The 15,474-nt window shown below is 48.2% G+C and carries 17 protein-coding genes; 9 read left to right on the plus strand and 8 right to left on the minus strand.

Annotation, left to right across the window (positions count from 1 at the left end):
• Positions 1 to 4 precede the first annotated feature (4 nt).
• From XMD579_RS00205 to prfB, 3 genes are read right to left on the minus strand one after another with little or no spacing between them, the layout of a single operon-like run.
• Entirely contained in the window at positions 5 to 439 is a 435-nt protein-coding gene (locus XMD579_RS00205; RefSeq protein WP_371739792.1) for a hypothetical protein, read from the minus strand.
• Between the two features lie 30 nt (positions 440 to 469).
• A complete protein-coding gene (gene lysS, locus XMD579_RS00210; RefSeq protein ID WP_173483567.1) occupies positions 470 to 1,969 on the minus strand; it encodes a lysine--tRNA ligase in 1,500 nt (499 codons plus the stop codon).
• Positions 1,970 to 1,993: 24 nt separating this feature from the next.
• Positions 1,994 to 3,088 carry a peptide chain release factor 2 gene (gene prfB, locus XMD579_RS00215; RefSeq protein ID WP_173480687.1) on the minus strand — a complete coding sequence of 365 codons (1,095 nt, stop codon included), beginning with the start codon at positions 3,086 to 3,088 and terminating at the stop codon, positions 1,994 to 1,996.
• A gap of 147 nt (positions 3,089 to 3,235) precedes the next feature.
• On the opposite strand from prfB, the gene nhaD reads away from it, so the two are divergent.
• Both nhaD and XMD579_RS00225 read left to right on the plus strand, forming a co-directional pair.
• A complete protein-coding gene (gene nhaD / locus XMD579_RS00220; RefSeq protein WP_254443719.1) occupies positions 3,236 to 4,597 on the plus strand; it encodes a sodium:proton antiporter NhaD in 1,362 nt (453 codons plus the stop codon).
• A 28-nt stretch (positions 4,598 to 4,625) separates the two neighbouring features.
• The gene (locus XMD579_RS00225; protein WP_173505617.1) at positions 4,626 to 5,270 is read left to right on the plus strand and encodes a cytochrome b/b6 domain-containing protein; all 645 of its coding nucleotides are present in this window, start codon (positions 4,626 to 4,628) and stop codon (positions 5,268 to 5,270) included.
• Positions 5,271 to 5,278: 8 nt separating this feature from the next.
• On the opposite strand, the gene XMD579_RS00230 is transcribed toward XMD579_RS00225, so the two are convergent.
• The 3 genes from XMD579_RS00230 to XMD579_RS00240 are packed head-to-tail and all read right to left on the minus strand — an operon-like array spanning position 5,279 to position 6,583.
• Entirely contained in the window at positions 5,279 to 5,728 is a 450-nt protein-coding gene (locus XMD579_RS00230; protein WP_173483564.1) for a cytochrome c, read from the minus strand.
• Positions 5,729 to 5,755: 27 nt separating this feature from the next.
• Complete coding sequence (locus XMD579_RS00235; protein WP_173495063.1) at positions 5,756 to 6,262, minus strand: flavodoxin; 507 nt, start codon at positions 6,260 to 6,262, stop codon at positions 5,756 to 5,758.
• A gap of 3 nt (positions 6,263 to 6,265) precedes the next feature.
• A complete protein-coding gene (locus XMD579_RS00240) occupies positions 6,266 to 6,583 on the minus strand; it encodes a phasin family protein (RefSeq protein ID WP_173480682.1) in 318 nt (105 codons plus the stop codon).
• A 188-nt stretch (positions 6,584 to 6,771) separates the two neighbouring features.
• Here XMD579_RS00240 and XMD579_RS00245 point away from each other — a divergent pair, with 188 nt between their 5' ends.
• The 3 genes from XMD579_RS00245 to XMD579_RS00255 all read left to right on the plus strand — a co-directional run bounded on the left by XMD579_RS00245 (position 6,772) and on the right by XMD579_RS00255 (position 9,435).
• On the plus strand, positions 6,772 to 7,566 hold the full coding sequence (locus tag XMD579_RS00245) for a tetratricopeptide repeat protein (protein ID WP_173495254.1): 795 nt from the start codon (positions 6,772 to 6,774) through the stop codon (positions 7,564 to 7,566).
• A gap of 150 nt (positions 7,567 to 7,716) precedes the next feature.
• Positions 7,717 to 8,931: a YeeE/YedE family protein gene (locus XMD579_RS00250; RefSeq protein WP_173498924.1), complete on the plus strand. Its 1,215-nt coding sequence runs from the start codon at positions 7,717 to 7,719 to the stop codon at positions 8,929 to 8,931.
• Between the two features lie 39 nt (positions 8,932 to 8,970).
• Positions 8,971 to 9,435, plus strand: coding sequence for an RDD family protein (locus XMD579_RS00255; RefSeq protein ID WP_173495252.1), 465 nt, complete (start codon positions 8,971 to 8,973; stop codon positions 9,433 to 9,435).
• Here the strand turns inward: XMD579_RS00255 and lptG are convergent.
• Both lptG and lptF read right to left on the minus strand, forming a co-directional pair.
• Positions 9,432 to 10,505: an LPS export ABC transporter permease LptG gene (gene lptG / locus XMD579_RS00260; RefSeq protein ID WP_173498537.1), complete on the minus strand. Its 1,074-nt coding sequence runs from the start codon at positions 10,503 to 10,505 to the stop codon at positions 9,432 to 9,434. The genes XMD579_RS00255 and lptG overlap by 4 nt on opposite strands.
• Positions 10,502 to 11,614 (minus strand): LPS export ABC transporter permease LptF, encoded by a 1,113-nt coding sequence (gene lptF, locus XMD579_RS00265; RefSeq protein ID WP_173495062.1) that lies wholly within the window; start codon positions 11,612 to 11,614, stop codon positions 10,502 to 10,504. The genes lptG and lptF overlap by 4 nt, the downstream gene beginning before the upstream one ends.
• A 100-nt stretch (positions 11,615 to 11,714) precedes the next feature.
• Between lptF and XMD579_RS00270 the strand changes: the two genes are divergently transcribed.
• The 4 genes from XMD579_RS00270 to XMD579_RS00285 are packed head-to-tail and all read left to right on the plus strand — an operon-like array spanning position 11,715 to position 15,473.
• Positions 11,715 to 13,214 carry a leucyl aminopeptidase gene (locus XMD579_RS00270; protein ID WP_173505618.1) on the plus strand — a complete coding sequence of 500 codons (1,500 nt, stop codon included), beginning with the start codon at positions 11,715 to 11,717 and terminating at the stop codon, positions 13,212 to 13,214.
• Between the two features lie 2 nt (positions 13,215 to 13,216).
• Complete coding sequence (locus XMD579_RS00275) at positions 13,217 to 13,648, plus strand: DNA polymerase III subunit chi (protein ID WP_173483558.1); 432 nt, start codon at positions 13,217 to 13,219, stop codon at positions 13,646 to 13,648.
• Between the two features lie 23 nt (positions 13,649 to 13,671).
• On the plus strand, positions 13,672 to 14,799 hold the full coding sequence (locus XMD579_RS00280; RefSeq protein WP_173483557.1) for an efflux RND transporter periplasmic adaptor subunit: 1,128 nt from the start codon (positions 13,672 to 13,674) through the stop codon (positions 14,797 to 14,799).
• Between the two features lie 32 nt (positions 14,800 to 14,831).
• Entirely contained in the window at positions 14,832 to 15,473 is a 642-nt protein-coding gene (locus tag XMD579_RS00285) for an ABC transporter ATP-binding protein (RefSeq protein WP_254443720.1), read from the plus strand.
• Position 15,474 lies beyond the last annotated feature (1 nt).

The following is a 15,474-nucleotide window of genomic DNA, read 5'->3' on the forward strand; positions in this document are numbered from 1 at the left end:
GCACCTACCTTGAATCCGACTGATTAAAGCTGAGTTCAGCTGAGCTTTTTATGACTCGCCCGAAAAAGGGTGAGTAGTATCGAACCTTGCCAGGCGCGTGTGAGAAGTAGCCTGAAATGATGACGATCAGACAGAACAGCACCGTTGTTAGGTGAGGAGCGTTCATCGCTAACAACAGTAGAAAAATTTTAGTAATAACCGCCAAACCCCGCAGTTGAATCAACCAAATTGCATCAACGTAGAGTTCGACCAGTAGCATTAAGGAGCCAGTCGTCAGCGCTAGTATGGCATAGGGCCGCCAAAGCGATTCCGGTAAGTCATATAAGAAAAAGCCCGCAAAACCTGCAATACCAAAAAGGTGCAGAGTTCGCAGGCTTATGCTGAGATAGCGCTTCGCTGTGAAGTCACGTTTCTGTTTTGGAAACAGCCAAGACAACACAGTGAAACTCTTCTGTACGCTTAATCGCGCTTAAGCGCGTGGACGCATTGCAGGGAATAGAATGACGTCACGAATCGATGGTGAGTCAGTCAGTAGCATCACCAAACGGTCGATACCGATCCCCTCGCCTGCTGTGGGTGGCAGTCCATACTCAAGTGCTGCAACGAAGTCAGCATCAAAGTGCATCGCCTCATCATCACCTGCATCTTTCTCAGCGACCTGTTTGCGGAAACGTTCCGCTTGATCTTCAGCGTCATTCAACTCCGAGAAGCCATTTGCTAGCTCACGACCAGCGACGAAGAACTCGAATCGATCGGTCACAAATGGGTTGTCGTCACTTCGACGAGCGAGAGGAGAGACCTCGGTAGGGTATTCTGTAATGAAGGTTGGTTGCTGCAGAAGGTGTTCAACGGTCTCTTCAAAAATCTCAATCTGGATTTTACCCAGACCCCAGCTATCTTTTACGTCGATGTCCAGACGCTCGGCAATCTGACGAGCGGCATGTTCATTCGCCAATGCTTCCGCTGTGATATCAGGGTTGTACTGCAGAATGGCATCAAATACTGACAATCGGGTAAACGGCTTAGCAAGGTCGTACTCAAACGTCTCTAGCACCTCACCCTCTTCATTACGAACCGTATTGATGATGGTTGTTGTGCCTAGCACCTGCTGTGCAACGGTACGAAGCATCTCTTCCGTTAGGTCCATTAGATCTTTGTAATCAGCATACGCCTGATAGAACTCGATCATGGTGAACTCTGGGTTGTGACGTGTTGAGAGACCCTCATTACGGAAGTTACGGTTGATCTCAAATACGCGCTCGAAACCACCGACAACCAGGCGTTTCAGGTAGAGCTCTGGCGCGATGCGAAGATACATATCGATATCAAGTGCGTTGTGGTGTGTCACAAAAGGACGAGCCGATGCACCACCAGGAATCGCTTGAAGCATTGGCGTTTCCGCTTCAAGGAAACGGCGCTCGCTTAAGAACTGACGAATCGCGGCAATCACCTTAAAACGCGTCTCAAACACATCACGGGATTCAGGGTTAGTAATCAGATCAACATAACGCTGACGGTAGCGCATTTCAGTATCTTGAAGCCCTTTGTGTTTATCTGGCAGTGGGCGCAAGCTCTTTGTCAGCAACTGGTACTCTGCCATATCAACGTAGAGATCACCCTTGCCTGACTTGTGCAATTCACCGCTAATGCCGACGATATCACCAAGGTCTAGTTGCTTAGCAAAGCTACGAGCCTCTTTGTTAACGTACGCCTGGATGCGGCCAGACATATCTTGGATCACCATGAACGCGCCACGATTGAGCATCACTCGACCGGCAATAGAGACCTTAATGCCTGCAGCTTCTAGCTCCTCTTTGCTCTTCTCACCGTGTTCAGACTGCAGATCCTCTGCGTAGCTGTCGCGACGAAAAGTGTTCGGGAAGGCTTGGCCCTGCTCACGCAGTGCAGAGAGTTTTTCACGGCGCTCTGCAATCAAGCGGTTTTCATCAAGCTGTGTGTTATCAGACATGGTGTCTATTTCCTGTGTTAACTTTTAGAGACCAGCTTTTAAGCTAGCTTCAATAAACATATCCAGATCGCCGTCGAGCACGCGATCACAATTCGACGATTGAACGCCGGTGCGAAGATCTTTGATACGCTGATCATCCAGTACGTAACTGCGAATCTGACTGCCCCAACCTATATCGGCTTTAGTATCTTCAACCTCTTGGGCAGCCTCACGACGTTTCAGCATCTCCATTTCGTAAAGCTTGGAGCGTAACTGCTTCATACAGTTATCTTTATTCTGGTGCTGCGAACGCTGCGACTGACTCTGTACAACGATTCCAGATGGACCGTGGGTAATACGGACCGCCGACTCAGTTCGGTTGACGTGCTGACCACCCGCACCGGATGCACGATAAACATCGACACGAAGATCAGCCGGGTTAATGTCGATCTCAACATTGTCGTCGATCTCAGGAGAGACGAAGACAGATGAGAAAGAGGTATGGCGGCGACCACCAGAATCGAATGGGCTCTTACGAACGAGACGGTGAACACCCGTTTCTGTTCTTAACCAACCGAAGGCGTACTCACCCTCAAAACGAATCGTTGCAGATTTAATACCGGCCACGTCACCGTCAGACACTTCCATCAACTCGGTTTTAAAGCCTTTGCTCTCACCCCAACGAAGGAACATTCGAAGCATCATATTGGCCCAATCCTGAGCCTCGGTACCACCCGAACCCGCCTGGATATCCAAGAAGGCGTTACTTGAATCCGCTTCACCCGAGAACATACGGCGAAACTCAAGTTGCGATAACATGCCGCCTAGACGCTCAACTTCACTGCGAACCTCTTCAACGGTATCTTCGTCATCCTCTTCAACTGCCATCTCCAGCAGCTCCAGGCAATCAGCAGTCCCCTCAGTCAGCTCATCGATGGTCTTAATCACAGACTCAAGGCTTGATCGTTCGCGACCTAGCTTTTGTGCATGCTCTTGATCATTCCAAATATTGGGATCTTCAAGCTCACGCTCAACCTCTTCAAAGCGCTCAAGCTTCTCGTCATATTCGAGATAGCCACGCAACTCTTTAGTGCGTTCGGCATACTCTTTAAGGCTGTTAACAATCGGATTAATTTCCATAGTCGAGCAAATGTCCAAAAGGTCTTAAAAAAGGGGGCACATTTTACAGGATTTATCCTCACCTTTAAATCACCGTCTCGGCCTTTATTTCAACGTTTTTCATGCACCTCTATTGAGATAACGGACAAGCTAGTCCATCGTATGGGAATGACAAATTTTATCGATTTAACAGGCACCCTATATGGCTACCTAGCGGTACTCACCTTCCTTGTCGGGTACTATTTTGTGATCAGCGAAGACCGCACTCACCTAGCCAAATCCAAGCCGATGATGGTGGCCGCTGGTTTAATCTGGTTATTAGTCGGCCTTAGCTATTCCATCAATGGCCAACCAGAGCAAGCTGGCGCACTACTGGAACAGACCCTGCTTGAGTACGCAGAGCTTTTTCTGTTCCTGCTCAGCGCCATGACATTTATCCACGCCCTTGAGGAGCGCCACCTATTTTTGGCATTGCGTAGCTGGCTGATTGCTAGAGACTTTTCCCTAAGAACCGTGTTCTGGGTCACGGGTGGGTTGACCTTTGTCCTATCCCCCATTGCTGACAACCTCTCGACAGCGCTACTGATGGGCTCAGTAGTGATGGCTGTTGGCACCAGAACAGCGTCGTTCGTAGTGCTCGGCTTGATCAACGTGGTTATTGCCGCCAATGCAGGGGGCGTTTTCTCCCCCTTCGGCGATATTACTTCACTGATGGTTTGGCAGCAGGAGAAACTAAAATTCCTTGAATTTACCCATCTTATTGTTCCCGCACTGATCAGCTGGTTCGTGCCTGCTTTAGTGCTTAACCATTATCTTCCGACAGGCCCAGCGCAACTCCCGCATGAACAACAATCCATGAAGCCTGGAGCGATCGGCATGCTGATACTCTTTTTAGCCACGATAACGGCGTCAGTGTTAATCCATTCACTTCTGAAATTACCCCCGGTAATTGGAATGATGACGGGGCTAGGCGCGTTAAAGATTTATGGATACCTATTGTCAAAACAGGATCCTCTGTTGCAAGAGAGTGAATTGCGTGGACACCACATGGGTGCGATGACAAAACACCTCAAAGGGGATCACGGTGAAGTCGTCATGCGTTTTGATAATTTCCGAGTGGTTGAACGCGCCAGCTGGGATACATTAATGTTCTTCTATGGCGTTGTACTGAGCGTTGGTGGTTTAGCTGCCCTGGGCTATTTAGCCCTGATCTCAACGTCGCTTTACGGCAACTTTGGAGAGACCACCACCCATCTAATCATCGGCCTAAGCTCCTCATTGATCGATAACATACCCGTGATGTACGCCATTCTGAGCATGGATATGTCGATGTCGACTAACCAATGGCTATTGGCGACCCTCTGTATTGGCATTGGTGGCTCTCTGCTATCGATTGGCTCAGCGGCAGGTGTGGCTCTGATGGGCCAGGCGAATGGCATCTACACTTTCAGAGCCCACCTCAAATGGAGTTGGGCGATACTCCTTGGGTATGCACTATCAACCGGATACCATATAGTTTTTACATTGTGATTTTGTATTCATTAGCGAGCTTATCAACATGCAGAAAAAAATTGTCACCGTCTGGGATCTAAGCACTCGACTCTTTCACTGGCTTCTAGTCATGCTATTTGGCTTAAGCTGGCTGAGTGCAGAATTAGGTGGCAACTGGATGATCTGGCACACTCGCTTTGGATTTGTAGCTGCAGGCTTAATCACATTCCGCATTATTTGGGGAGTGATTGGCAGCGACTCCTCTCGATTCTCCCAATTCGTGAAACGTCCAAGCAGCGTCATAGGCTACCTCAAGGGAGAGGGGCAAAGAGACTACAACACACATAATCCTGCTGGCGCACTCAGTGTCATAGCCCTGCTAGGCTTAATGTTTCTACAGATGACGACGGGGCTGTTTAGTAACGATGACATTTTTATTGAAGGGCCATTAGCCTATCTAATCTCTTACGACGCTCAACTAGCGATGACGGAACTGCATGAGGCGATTTTTAATCTATTGATTTTGTTTGTCGCCCTGCATCTGGCTGCCATTATTTGGTATCAACGTTTCAAAGGTGAAAAACTGGTGCAAGCCATGCTGCATGGTAGAAAGGAGAGTGAAGAGGAAGCACCTAAGATTCGAGGCGGCATTCCTCTCTTTGTAGCAATCCTAGTAGGAGCGACTGTCAGCGCACTCCTATTTTGGATCTGATTAAAGGGTTAACGTTTCTCGCGGTAGTTGTCGTGACACCCTTTGCAGGATTTCGCGACAGCACCAAAGGCTGCTTTGGCATCCGCCAATTCACCACCAGATACGGCGACTAGCTTTTCAGCGGCTTCAGTCATAGTAACAAAGCGCTGATTGACATCATCTAAATTCTCCCAAAGCTCATCTTTAGCAGACGTCTCACCAAAATCAGAACCTTCGATAAACCCCTCAGCAGCAAGCGGCGCAACCGCTAAGAACGACTTAGCGTGATGAGCAAATTGCTCTGCATCATAATCAACCTTACCGCGAACCATGGCACCCATAGCACCAAAGTGCCAACCGTAGGCTTTAAAGATCCCTTGGCGATATTCAATAGCATCTTCCGCTCGATCAGCCTGTGCCAAAGGCGCAGCCAATAAAGCACAAGACAAAGTCGTTAAAACAACTTTCTTCAAAGACATAATCTCTCTCCGAGTTAACACTTCAATTTACAATTGTGGATAGATCAGATTGAACCAACGCTCCACACGATCTCTTGTTTCAAAGGACTGTGTATCCTCATCCAAGGCCAAACCCACGAAGGCCGTTTCACAAGGGATTAGCGCTTTTGAGGACTCAAAATCGTAACCTTCGACAGGCCATTCACCTATCAGCTTAGCACCCTTTTGTGAAATCTGTGCGGCAACTGTACCCATCGCATCAAGAAACCAATCGCCATATCCCAATTGATCACCCAATCCAAACAGTGCTACGCGTTTGCCACTGAAGTCGATTTCACAAAAACTCGACCAAACTTCTTCGAAATCTTCTTGTAACTCACCAAAGTTCCAAGTGGGCACACCAATAATCAGTGACGAAGCCTGTTCAACATCGGCATTAATCATGCTATCGATTGAAATTAGCTTTAGAGGCACCTCCCCTGGCCAGCACTCAACCATGAGTTGCGCTACGCGTTCAGTATTGCCTGTAGTACTTCCGTAAATGAGAGGGATCAAAAACTATTTGCCACCCATCGATTGAGAGGCAATTTTTTGAATCTCCTCTTGGGCGTTTTGAACCGTTTTCATATTCTGCTCAGCAGCCGCTTTAAGTGCAGCCTCTAAGCGCTGTGTATACTCTTTTTGCGCTTCGATGAACTCTTCAGGTGATTTTAGACCCTGAAGTGAATTAGCCTGATTCATGGTCGCTTGGATACACTGCTGGGTGTACTCAATCTGCTGATTGGTAATGCGCTGTAGCATCTCTTGCTGAACCTTCGCCAACTCTTGAAATGATTCAACACTCTGTTCGAACAGCTTTGTCATATCTTGAAACATTTGATAATCCTCAATGTCCATTTAAATTGACAGGTTTAACCTGCGCTACATCAAACATTACGTTACTCATAATAGAAATTCAGAGCAAGCGCTGTGGATTATGCAGTGAAAAGGTTATGATAGCGCCACTTTGATAACACTAACGGTTATTGACCATTAATTTGTTGGAATAGAATAGGAGGTCAGGTTTGACCAAAGCTCGTCTATTATCACTAGCCTTTGCATTGGCTCTTCCAGTCATGTCTGTTGAAGCCGCATCCATCATCGCAGCTGAGCGCGCCATTCAGTCAGCCGATTACACCAAAGCCCTTGAAGAGCTTAAGCCTCTAGCCAAAGAGGGTGATTTAGATGCTCTCTATCTAATGGGTACGCTGTACCGTGATGGCCAAGGTGTTGAAAAGAGCAAAGAGGATGCCAAGCAGTACTTCAGCAGTGCCGCTCGCCAGGGCCACCTAAAGAGTATCAACGCCCTTCGCGTCATGCGAAATGAGGTATACCTTGCCGAGTTCACACAACTTCTTCCTAAAGCGGAAGCGGGTGATGCCGATGCACAAAACCGAATTGGTGAAATGTACGAATTTGGCCAAGGCGTAGAACGCGACCTAAATCTTGCCCTGCAATGGTTTGATAAAGCCTCTCACAATGGCTCACTGATCGGGCTTCACAACTTGGCTAGAAGCTACAACTTCGGAAGCGGGACCGAGCAAAACTTTGCACAGGCTGAGAAGCTGTACCTGCAAGCTGCGGAATCGGGATACACTGAATCGATGTTCTTCTTAGGCACGCTGTACGCTACGGGTAATGGTAATGACCTTTCAGTAAATCCAGACATTACTGCTTACGCATGGATGAAAGCGGCAGCCAATGCTGGCTCAACAACGGCTCAAACCATTGAGGCACGCCTGCTGATGAAACTGTCTGATACCGAACAGAGCGAAGCCAAAGCACTTGCTGACAAGCTCTCACAGCAGTACATAAAATAACCAATATCAGATGGGCCATGAAGAGCGCTACGGCGCTCTTTTTTATAAGTGGAATATTTTTGATAACTTATTTGTATATAAAATCACCAAACATTCTTGGAAGAGTTATTAAAAGATCATTAGTATTGCCACTCCTAAAAGGAGTCGAGCATGAATACTTTAAACACGACATCTACAGACTTTAAAACCCAGCTTCTTGAGCCAAACAAGCTATTCTGGCTTATGCTCTCTTCTGCTTTGTTGATTGCTTCCGCTGTTTATGTGTTTAATGAGCACGGCACATTTGAACTACTTGCTCTCATTTTAGGTGCAGCCCTAGGTGTCTGTTTGCTTCAAGCTTCATTTGGTTTCACGACCGCATGGAGAGAGCTTATCTCTAAACGTCGTGGTGCGGGCATCCGCGCTCAGATGATCATGCTCTCCCTGAGTGTACTGCTATTTTTCCCGACCCTGGCCTCAGGCGAGCTGTTTGGTCAATCGGTCACAGGATTTGTTAGACCTCTCGGCCTCTCCGTTGTTGCCGGCGCGTTCATGTTCGGTGTAGGTATGCAGATCGCAAGTGGCTGTGCTTCGGGTAATCTTTACCATCTTGGCGGTGGACAACTGAGAGCCATTCCCGTCATGGCAGGCTTTAGTGCCGGTGCGCTATGGGCAACAGCTGACTATGAGTGGTGGACAACCTTGCCACAACTAGCGCCCATTGGATTGATCGAACTGCTGGGTCCAATCACCGCCATCGGTCTAAACCTGCTGTTATTCACTGCTATCTATCAGTTCACTAAACGTCTTGAAATTAAAGCTCACGGCTCGCTTGAAGAGTGTCAAAGTACTGGCACGACCAGCTTTGCAAGCAAACTGATTGCTGGACCCTGGCCACTGATTTGGGGAGCGGTTGGACTCACCATTCTAAACTTCGCAACACTCGCATTAATGGGCCGTCCATGGGCTGTTGCCCTTGCCTACCCTGTATGGGGTGCGAAAGTTGCTCAATGGTTAGAGCTCGATCTAGAGATCGACTTCTGGACCTACTGGATGTCACCTGGCCGTGAAGAGGCGCTCTACAACAGTCTCAGCCAGGACCCCGCATCATTGATGAATGGTGGTGTCATCCTAGGCGCTTTCTTAGCGGCGGCGATCGCCGGCAAATTCACACTCAAGATGAAAATGCCGATTCAAAACTTCTTAGCCTCTCTGCTGGGTGGCGTGCTATTGGGCTACGGTGCAACCATCGCTTATGGGTGTAACATTGGCGCATTTGTAGGCGGTGTGGTCTCTGGCAGTTTACACGGCTGGCTATGGATCTTGTTTGCGTTTGCCGGTTCAGTGATCGGACTTAAGCTTCGTCCACTGCTTCGTTTAAAGTAAACTTTTCAGTACACTACGGCTCCGACAAAGGAGTTCAGTATGCCCAAACCGTTTCACGATGATGCTAACCAACATCAACTACCCTCTCTAATCATTAGAGTGATGGCAATGGTCTATGACACGCTGATCATTCTTGCCATTTGGTTCTTAATTGGTGCTATTGGAGTCATCCTAAATCAAGGTGAAGCGGTCGACAGCTTTCTCGGCCAAGCGGCCTTAAAGTCGGCACTGCTCTGCTCAACCTTTCTATTCTTTGGGTACTCCTGGACACGCTCCGGTCAGACGATCGGCATGATGGCTTGGCGCCTGCGTGCGCAGAGTGAAAAGGGGTTTTCGTTAACCTGGACTCAGGCACTGATTCGCTTTTTTGGTGCCGCTATCTCTATTGTCACTCTAGGAGCCGGTTACTGGGCGACGCTGTTAAGTGATGAGCGCCTAACCTGGCATGAGCGTTGGTCAAACAGTGTCACCGTTCGACTACCAAAACCTGCCAAAAAGAGTTAGCGAACTCTAGAGAGTAACCATAAAGCGATGGCAAAGCTGATCGCAATGGGTAACAGCGCGGCCAGTAACGGAGAAAATCCTAGCACCTGACTGGCCGGCGCCAAAAGATCCTGACTGAATTTAAATACCAGTCCAATCACGACACCGGTGATAATTCTTTGGCCTACCGTAACACCGCGCAGCGGTCCAAAAATAAACGCAACGCCAATCATCACCAAAGCGATAATTGACAAGGGTTGTAGCAATTTATTCCAAAGGGCTAACTCATAAGAGGTTGAATCCACCCCTTGATCATTCAGATAGCTAGAGTAAGAAGATAGACCTGAGATAGGGAGTTCAACAGGGGGCACCAAAATGACTCGCAGCATCTCTTCCGTCAATTCGGTTGACCAAAAAGTCTCATCTAAATGACCTTTTTCAATACGCTGATCATTGATCAGTGCCGTCAATTCAACGTCAGTTAGCAACCAACCTTGACGCTCTTCAGAGTAATACCCCGACTTGGCAAAACTGGTTTGTTTGAGCCTAAGCTCTGAATCAAATTGGTGACGAGTGACACCTAAAATTTGCCCGTCAGGAGTGATTGCAGAGACATGAATGTATTCACCCGGTTGACGATACCAGCCGCCATCACCGTTATTTATTCGTCCAGACTCAGATTGAGCGGAAGCTTTAATGGCCCTAGCCGACTGCTGAGACTCAGGAACGCCCAACTGACTTGCTATTAGAGCAATGAATGCGATCAAACTAATCGGCTTTGCTACCGATAGAATCAAACGCATCATTGAAACGCCTGCAGCTCGCATCACCGTTAACTCGGAGTTAGAGGCCAACACCCCCATACCGATCAACGTCCCTACAAGAGCACTCAGGGGTAATAGCTGATAGGCCAATCCCGGTAAGCTTAATAAGGTGTAGCTGAACGCCGCACCGGATGTGTAGTGTTTATCAACCTCTCCCAGCTCATCCAAATAGAGCGAAATTCCCATCAAACCGACGATAATTAACAGAACAACGGCGATAGCAGAGAGAATATGAACGGCAATGTATCGATCGATTCGACTGATCACGATGCCTCCTTATTTCGAAACGGGAGAGCTGGAATCTTAGGTAGCTTATTCATAACTCGCTCCCAAGCCCCCTCATACAACACCATGTTGACGCCCACACCTAGAGCAATCAGATGCACAAACCAAATCATCCAACTACCTGCATCGCCCTGCTCTACTGCTGATCGAGCAGCCGTCAAACTTCCGATGTATATTTGATACATCAATATTGCAGGAATTAATTTGGCGTACCGCCCTTGGCGCGGACTGGTTTTAGCCAATTGAACGGCCAACAACACCACAATGATCGGGATAAAAGGCAGAGAGAGGCGCCAGTGCAGTCGGCTCACATACGCCGGTCGATCACTGCCTATCAAATCGAGCGTAGGGATAGCATCTAGATGATCAACCCTGACCGACAGTTCTGGATCATCAATCTTCAGCCCGTACTGCTCAAAGCCTATCTCTTCTAAAGCGAAATTTTCAGGGAAGTTGTAACGGTATCCTTCGTTAAATACCAAAAAGCGGCCCTGATCCTCAATGAACTGCTGCTGACCTTCACCGGCAACCAGAAGGTAGGATCGGCCCTGTTGATCACGACCAGAGACAAACAGATCAACCAGGTTACCAGCCTCATCAATTTTGCGAGCATAAGAGACCTGAGTGTTAGAGTTCGACACTTGGAATACGCCGGGTACCAACATATCGAGTTCGCTTCTCGAGCGCTGTTCGGCAACGATACGCTTCGCCTCATGCATGCCTGTAGGGGTCAGGTAGAGACTGATTGAAGCAACGATTGCAGCGACCAATAGAGCCGGCCCCATCGCATACCCGATCAGTTTCCAGGGCCCAGCGCCACAGGCCTTAAGAACCACCATTTCACTTTCAAGATAGAGACGACCATAGGCCAGCAAAATGCCCAAAAAGAAGCCAAGCGGAAGCAGAAGTTCTAGGATGAGCGGGATTCGGTTAACAACCAAATCCAGAATAACAGCAGTATCCAACTCCCCCGTAGCGGCGTCGGTTAAGTAGCCAATTAAACGGGTGCTGACAATGATAAGAAGCAAAATCGCCGTTACTGCAAAGGTTGTCGTCAACACTTCACGGGAAAGATAACGAAAAACAATCAAACGGCCGTTCCTACTAGGTGCATGGATTTCAAACTGATGCGATACTGTAGGGCACATTATCACCTAAACCTAAGTGCTTGTCTTGTTAGAGGAAACAGAAATGGATTTTGAGATCGTTAACGGATCGATTGAGAGTGTAGAAGCAGATTGTATCGTTATTGCGATTGCGGCAGACGGTGAACTTTCGGACTCGGCTAAAGCGATTGATAAAGCCAGTTCAGGGGCCATAAGCGATGTTGTTGCATCGGGTGATTTTTCCGGCAAACAGGGCTCTCTGCTTCTATTGCGCAGCCTTCCTGGTATCAACACTAAGCGCATCCTGTTAGCTGGTGTAGGGGCACAGAGTGAACGAACCATCATCAAACAGCAGCAACTGATTAAAAGCGCGGTGGATACCATCAAAACTCTGGGTGTTAAAACACTCTGCTTTGCCCTGGATCGGATCAGCGGCAATAGCGACGACATCTACCGTGACACACGAACTCTAGTAGAAGCTTCGTCGGCCGCGCTCTACCAATACGACACCACCAAATCCAAGTCTGCACCTGCATTAACACTTGAGCACATTCATATCCACCTACCTGAGGAAGATACTGAATTTGGAGAGGGTGCCCTTCTGGATGGCGTTGCTATCGCCAATGGGGTATCAACTGCTCGTGAGCTGGGTAATTTGCCAGGCAATATCTGTACACCTCTCTACTTGGCAGAGCATGCTCAAAATCTTGCGGAAGAGTTCGACAGTGTCACCTGTGACATTCTAGATGAGAAACAGATAGAAGAGCTGGGTATGGGTGCGCTTCTAAGCGTCGGCAAAGGCAGTGTCATTCCGCCTCGCCTCATTGTATTGAAATACCAAGGTGCAGAGGATGCTAATGAGGCTCCGTATGCTCTGGTTGGTAAAGGCATCACCTTCGATACCGGCGGCATCTCATTGAAACCAGGCCCTGAGATGGACGAGATGAAATTCGACATGTGTGGTGCAGCCAGCGTGTTAGGTGCCTTCGAATCAGTGGCAGAGATGAACTTGCCATTGAACCTTATTACGATCGTTGCTGCGGCTGAGAACATGCCTTCAGGTGAAGCCTCTAAACCAGGTGACGTGGTAACGACCATGTCAGGTCAAACAGTAGAGATCCTTAACACCGACGCTGAAGGCCGATTGGTACTTTGTGATGCTTTGACCTATGTGCAACAGTTCAATCCTCAAGCCGTCATCGATGTCGCGACCCTGACAGGCGCCTGTATTATTGCACTTGGACATCAAGCAACGGGAGTTCTTGCGAACGATAATGAGCTTGCAGCTAAGTTGCTTGATGCAGGTGAATTTGCTGGCGATCGTGGCTGGCAGCTACCTTTATGGGACGAGTACCAATCACAACTGGATAGCAATTTTGCCGATATGGCTAACATCGGAGGTCGACCTGCAGGGACCATTACCGCGGCCTGCTTCCTATCACGCTTTACCAAAGAGGTTAGCTGGGCTCACCTAGATATAGCCGGTGTTGCTTGGAATAGCGGCAAAGCCAAAGGGGCAACGGGACGTTGTGTTCCTATGCTGACGCAATATCTTCTCGATATTGCTGAGCAGATTGAGGCCTAAACGTGCCTCGCGCAGACTACTACATACTCCCCAGCAGTGATCACGACAGTCGTGAACTGCTGGCGTGTAAACTCTGTGAAAAAGCCTTATCCCTTGGCCAACGCATCCATATACACACTGAAAATGAAGCTGATCTACATCAGCTAGATCAGACTTTGTGGAATTTTCGATCGGACAGCTTTGTACCGCATGCCATACTGGGTACTGAACTTAAATCGCCTGTCTCTATAGCCTGTGGTGAATTGCCCTCAGAACCTATTGATCTGTTTATCAATCTAGGTTTAACCGCACCAGAGGGTTGTCAATCAGCTTCTCGCTGCATCGAGATTGTCACTCAATCCGAAACGGTACTAGCGGCCACACGACACTCATGGGCCATGCGAAAAGCAGCCGGCTGGGAGTTACAGAGGCAAGATCTTAGAGATCGATCTTAAATTTGTCCTTTGGAGGATATTCAATGAAAAAACTGCTTATTCTCCTCATTCTTGCTGCTGCGGTGATCAGCTACTCGCTCTTTTGGCCAGAGCCTCCAATCAGCGTTGAGTTAGTCCAAGTTGAACAGGGCGCAGTCGAGCAGATCGCCGCTAACAGTCGTTCGGGATCCATCACCCCCTGCCGTCAGTCGAGCTTATCCCTAACCATTGGGGGCATCATAGAGTCAATCAATGTTGCTGAGGGCGAGGTGGTCGAAAAAGATCAGACCCTACTCACATTAAACAGTGATGTTCAAAGGGCTCAAATAAAACTATCCAAAGGGGAGTATCAAGCCGCTAAGATCGAAGAGGAACGAGCCTGCGAACTGGCGGATCTTGCAAAACGCGAGCTCGTCCGAGGTCAGTCCCTTAAAGAGAAAGGGCTCATTTCAAACGAACGATTTGATCAACTAAATAGCGAATCAGCCAGCAGTGCTCATATCTGCGAGTATCAAAGTTCACTATCAAAACTCGCGGCAGACAAAATTAATCTTCTTAGCATTGATCAGAACCAGCGTACTCTAAAATCTCCGTTTGCCGGTACCGTTAGCAAGATCAACGGTGAAGTCGGTGAATACCTGACCCCCTCACCTCCAGGCATCATGACGCCAGCGGCTGTTGAGTTGCTTGATACCAGCTGCCTCTATGTGACCGCCCCAATTGATGAGGTCGAGGCCTCCCGACTTAAGATAGGTCAATACGCCCGTATAACCCTAGATGCTTTTAGAGGTGAAATCTTTGATGGTGTCATCAGCAAATTAGGCTCTCGAATTTCTGACAATGAGAAGCAGGCAAGAACGCTTGAAGTCGAGGCTGCCTTTATCAATCCTGATGAAGATATGACGCTTTTAGTGGGATACAGTGCTGATATCGAAGTGGTGACCTCATCAACAGGCAGTGTGTTAAGGGTCCCTACCGAATCTGTCATTGGCGGATCTGAAATCGTGATATTCAACGAAAAAACCAATGAGCTTGAAATTCGACCTATTAAAGTCGGCGCCTATAACTGGACGTGGAGCGAGGTGACGGAAGGACTCGATTTAAATGACCGTTTCCTGAAGAACACCAATGATGTTGAAAACCTTCTAAATCGACGAGTTATTCCACAATGATCGAGCTTAAGCATCTCTGTAGAAGCTATCCAATGGGCAGTGAAACGGTGAATGCGCTTCAGGATTTCACACTCGATATCGAGGCAGGTGACTACCTCAGTATCATGGGCCCTTCTGGATCAGGTAAATCCACACTACTCAATCAATTAGGACTGCTCGATTCACCAAACTCCGGTGAATACTGTCTGGATGGCACTGCAACGACTGAATTAAACGAAGCAGAAAAGGCTCGATTTCGAAACGACAATATCGGCTTCGTTTTCCAAGCCTATCATCTCATCAATCGACTAACGGCGTTGGAAAACGTTGAGTTGCCGTTAATTCTTAAAGGGATTCCTGCCAGCCAACGCCGAGAAAAAGCCTCCGAGTTACTGAAAACCCTGGGATTAAAAGATTTTCTTAACCGCAAGCCACAGCAACTCTCTGGTGGCCAGAGGCAGCGTGTTGCCATAGCGCGCGCTGTGGTCACTCAACCTAAAATACTTCTCGCCGATGAGCCGACCGGTAATCTTGATCGCGCATCAGGTCAGGAGGTCATTAACCTGCTTGAAACGCTAAACAGCCAAGGAATTACTCTAGTAGTGGTGACTCATGACAGTGATCTTGGCGCCCGAGCAAAACGCCAGATAACTATGGTTGATGGTCAACTCCTAGAGATCAAAAAGAGGGGATAGC

Source organism: Marinobacterium sp. xm-d-579 (genome assembly GCF_013282935.1).
Taxonomy (GTDB): Bacteria; Pseudomonadota; Gammaproteobacteria; order Pseudomonadales; family Balneatricaceae; genus Marinobacterium_E.

What these genes read in the sequence shown, in the direction of transcription:
- nhaD (WP_254443719.1), top strand. Translation starts at nt 3,236, where the DNA reads ATGACAAATTTTATCGATTTAACAGGCACCCTATATGGCTACCTAGCG.
- lysS (WP_173483567.1), bottom strand. Translation starts at nt 1,969, where the DNA reads ATGTCTGATAACACACAGCTTGATGAAAACCGCTTGATTGCAGAGCGC.
- prfB (WP_173480687.1), bottom strand. Translation starts at nt 3,088, where the DNA reads ATGGAAATTAATCCGATTGTTAACAGCCTTAAAGAGTATGCCGAACGC.
- XMD579_RS00280 (WP_173483557.1), top strand. Translation starts at nt 13,672, where the DNA reads ATGAAAAAACTGCTTATTCTCCTCATTCTTGCTGCTGCGGTGATCAGC.
- XMD579_RS00230 (WP_173483564.1), bottom strand. Translation starts at nt 5,728, where the DNA reads ATGTCTTTGAAGAAAGTTGTTTTAACGACTTTGTCTTGTGCTTTATTG.
- XMD579_RS00240 (WP_173480682.1), bottom strand. Translation starts at nt 6,583, where the DNA reads ATGTTTCAAGATATGACAAAGCTGTTCGAACAGAGTGTTGAATCATTT.
- XMD579_RS00285 (WP_254443720.1), top strand. Translation starts at nt 14,832, where the DNA reads ATGGGCAGTGAAACGGTGAATGCGCTTCAGGATTTCACACTCGATATC.
- XMD579_RS00270 (WP_173505618.1), top strand. Translation starts at nt 11,715, where the DNA reads ATGGATTTTGAGATCGTTAACGGATCGATTGAGAGTGTAGAAGCAGAT.
- XMD579_RS00225 (WP_173505617.1), top strand. Translation starts at nt 4,626, where the DNA reads ATGCAGAAAAAAATTGTCACCGTCTGGGATCTAAGCACTCGACTCTTT.
- XMD579_RS00255 (WP_173495252.1), top strand. Translation starts at nt 8,971, where the DNA reads ATGCCCAAACCGTTTCACGATGATGCTAACCAACATCAACTACCCTCT.
- XMD579_RS00250 (WP_173498924.1), top strand. Translation starts at nt 7,717, where the DNA reads ATGAATACTTTAAACACGACATCTACAGACTTTAAAACCCAGCTTCTT.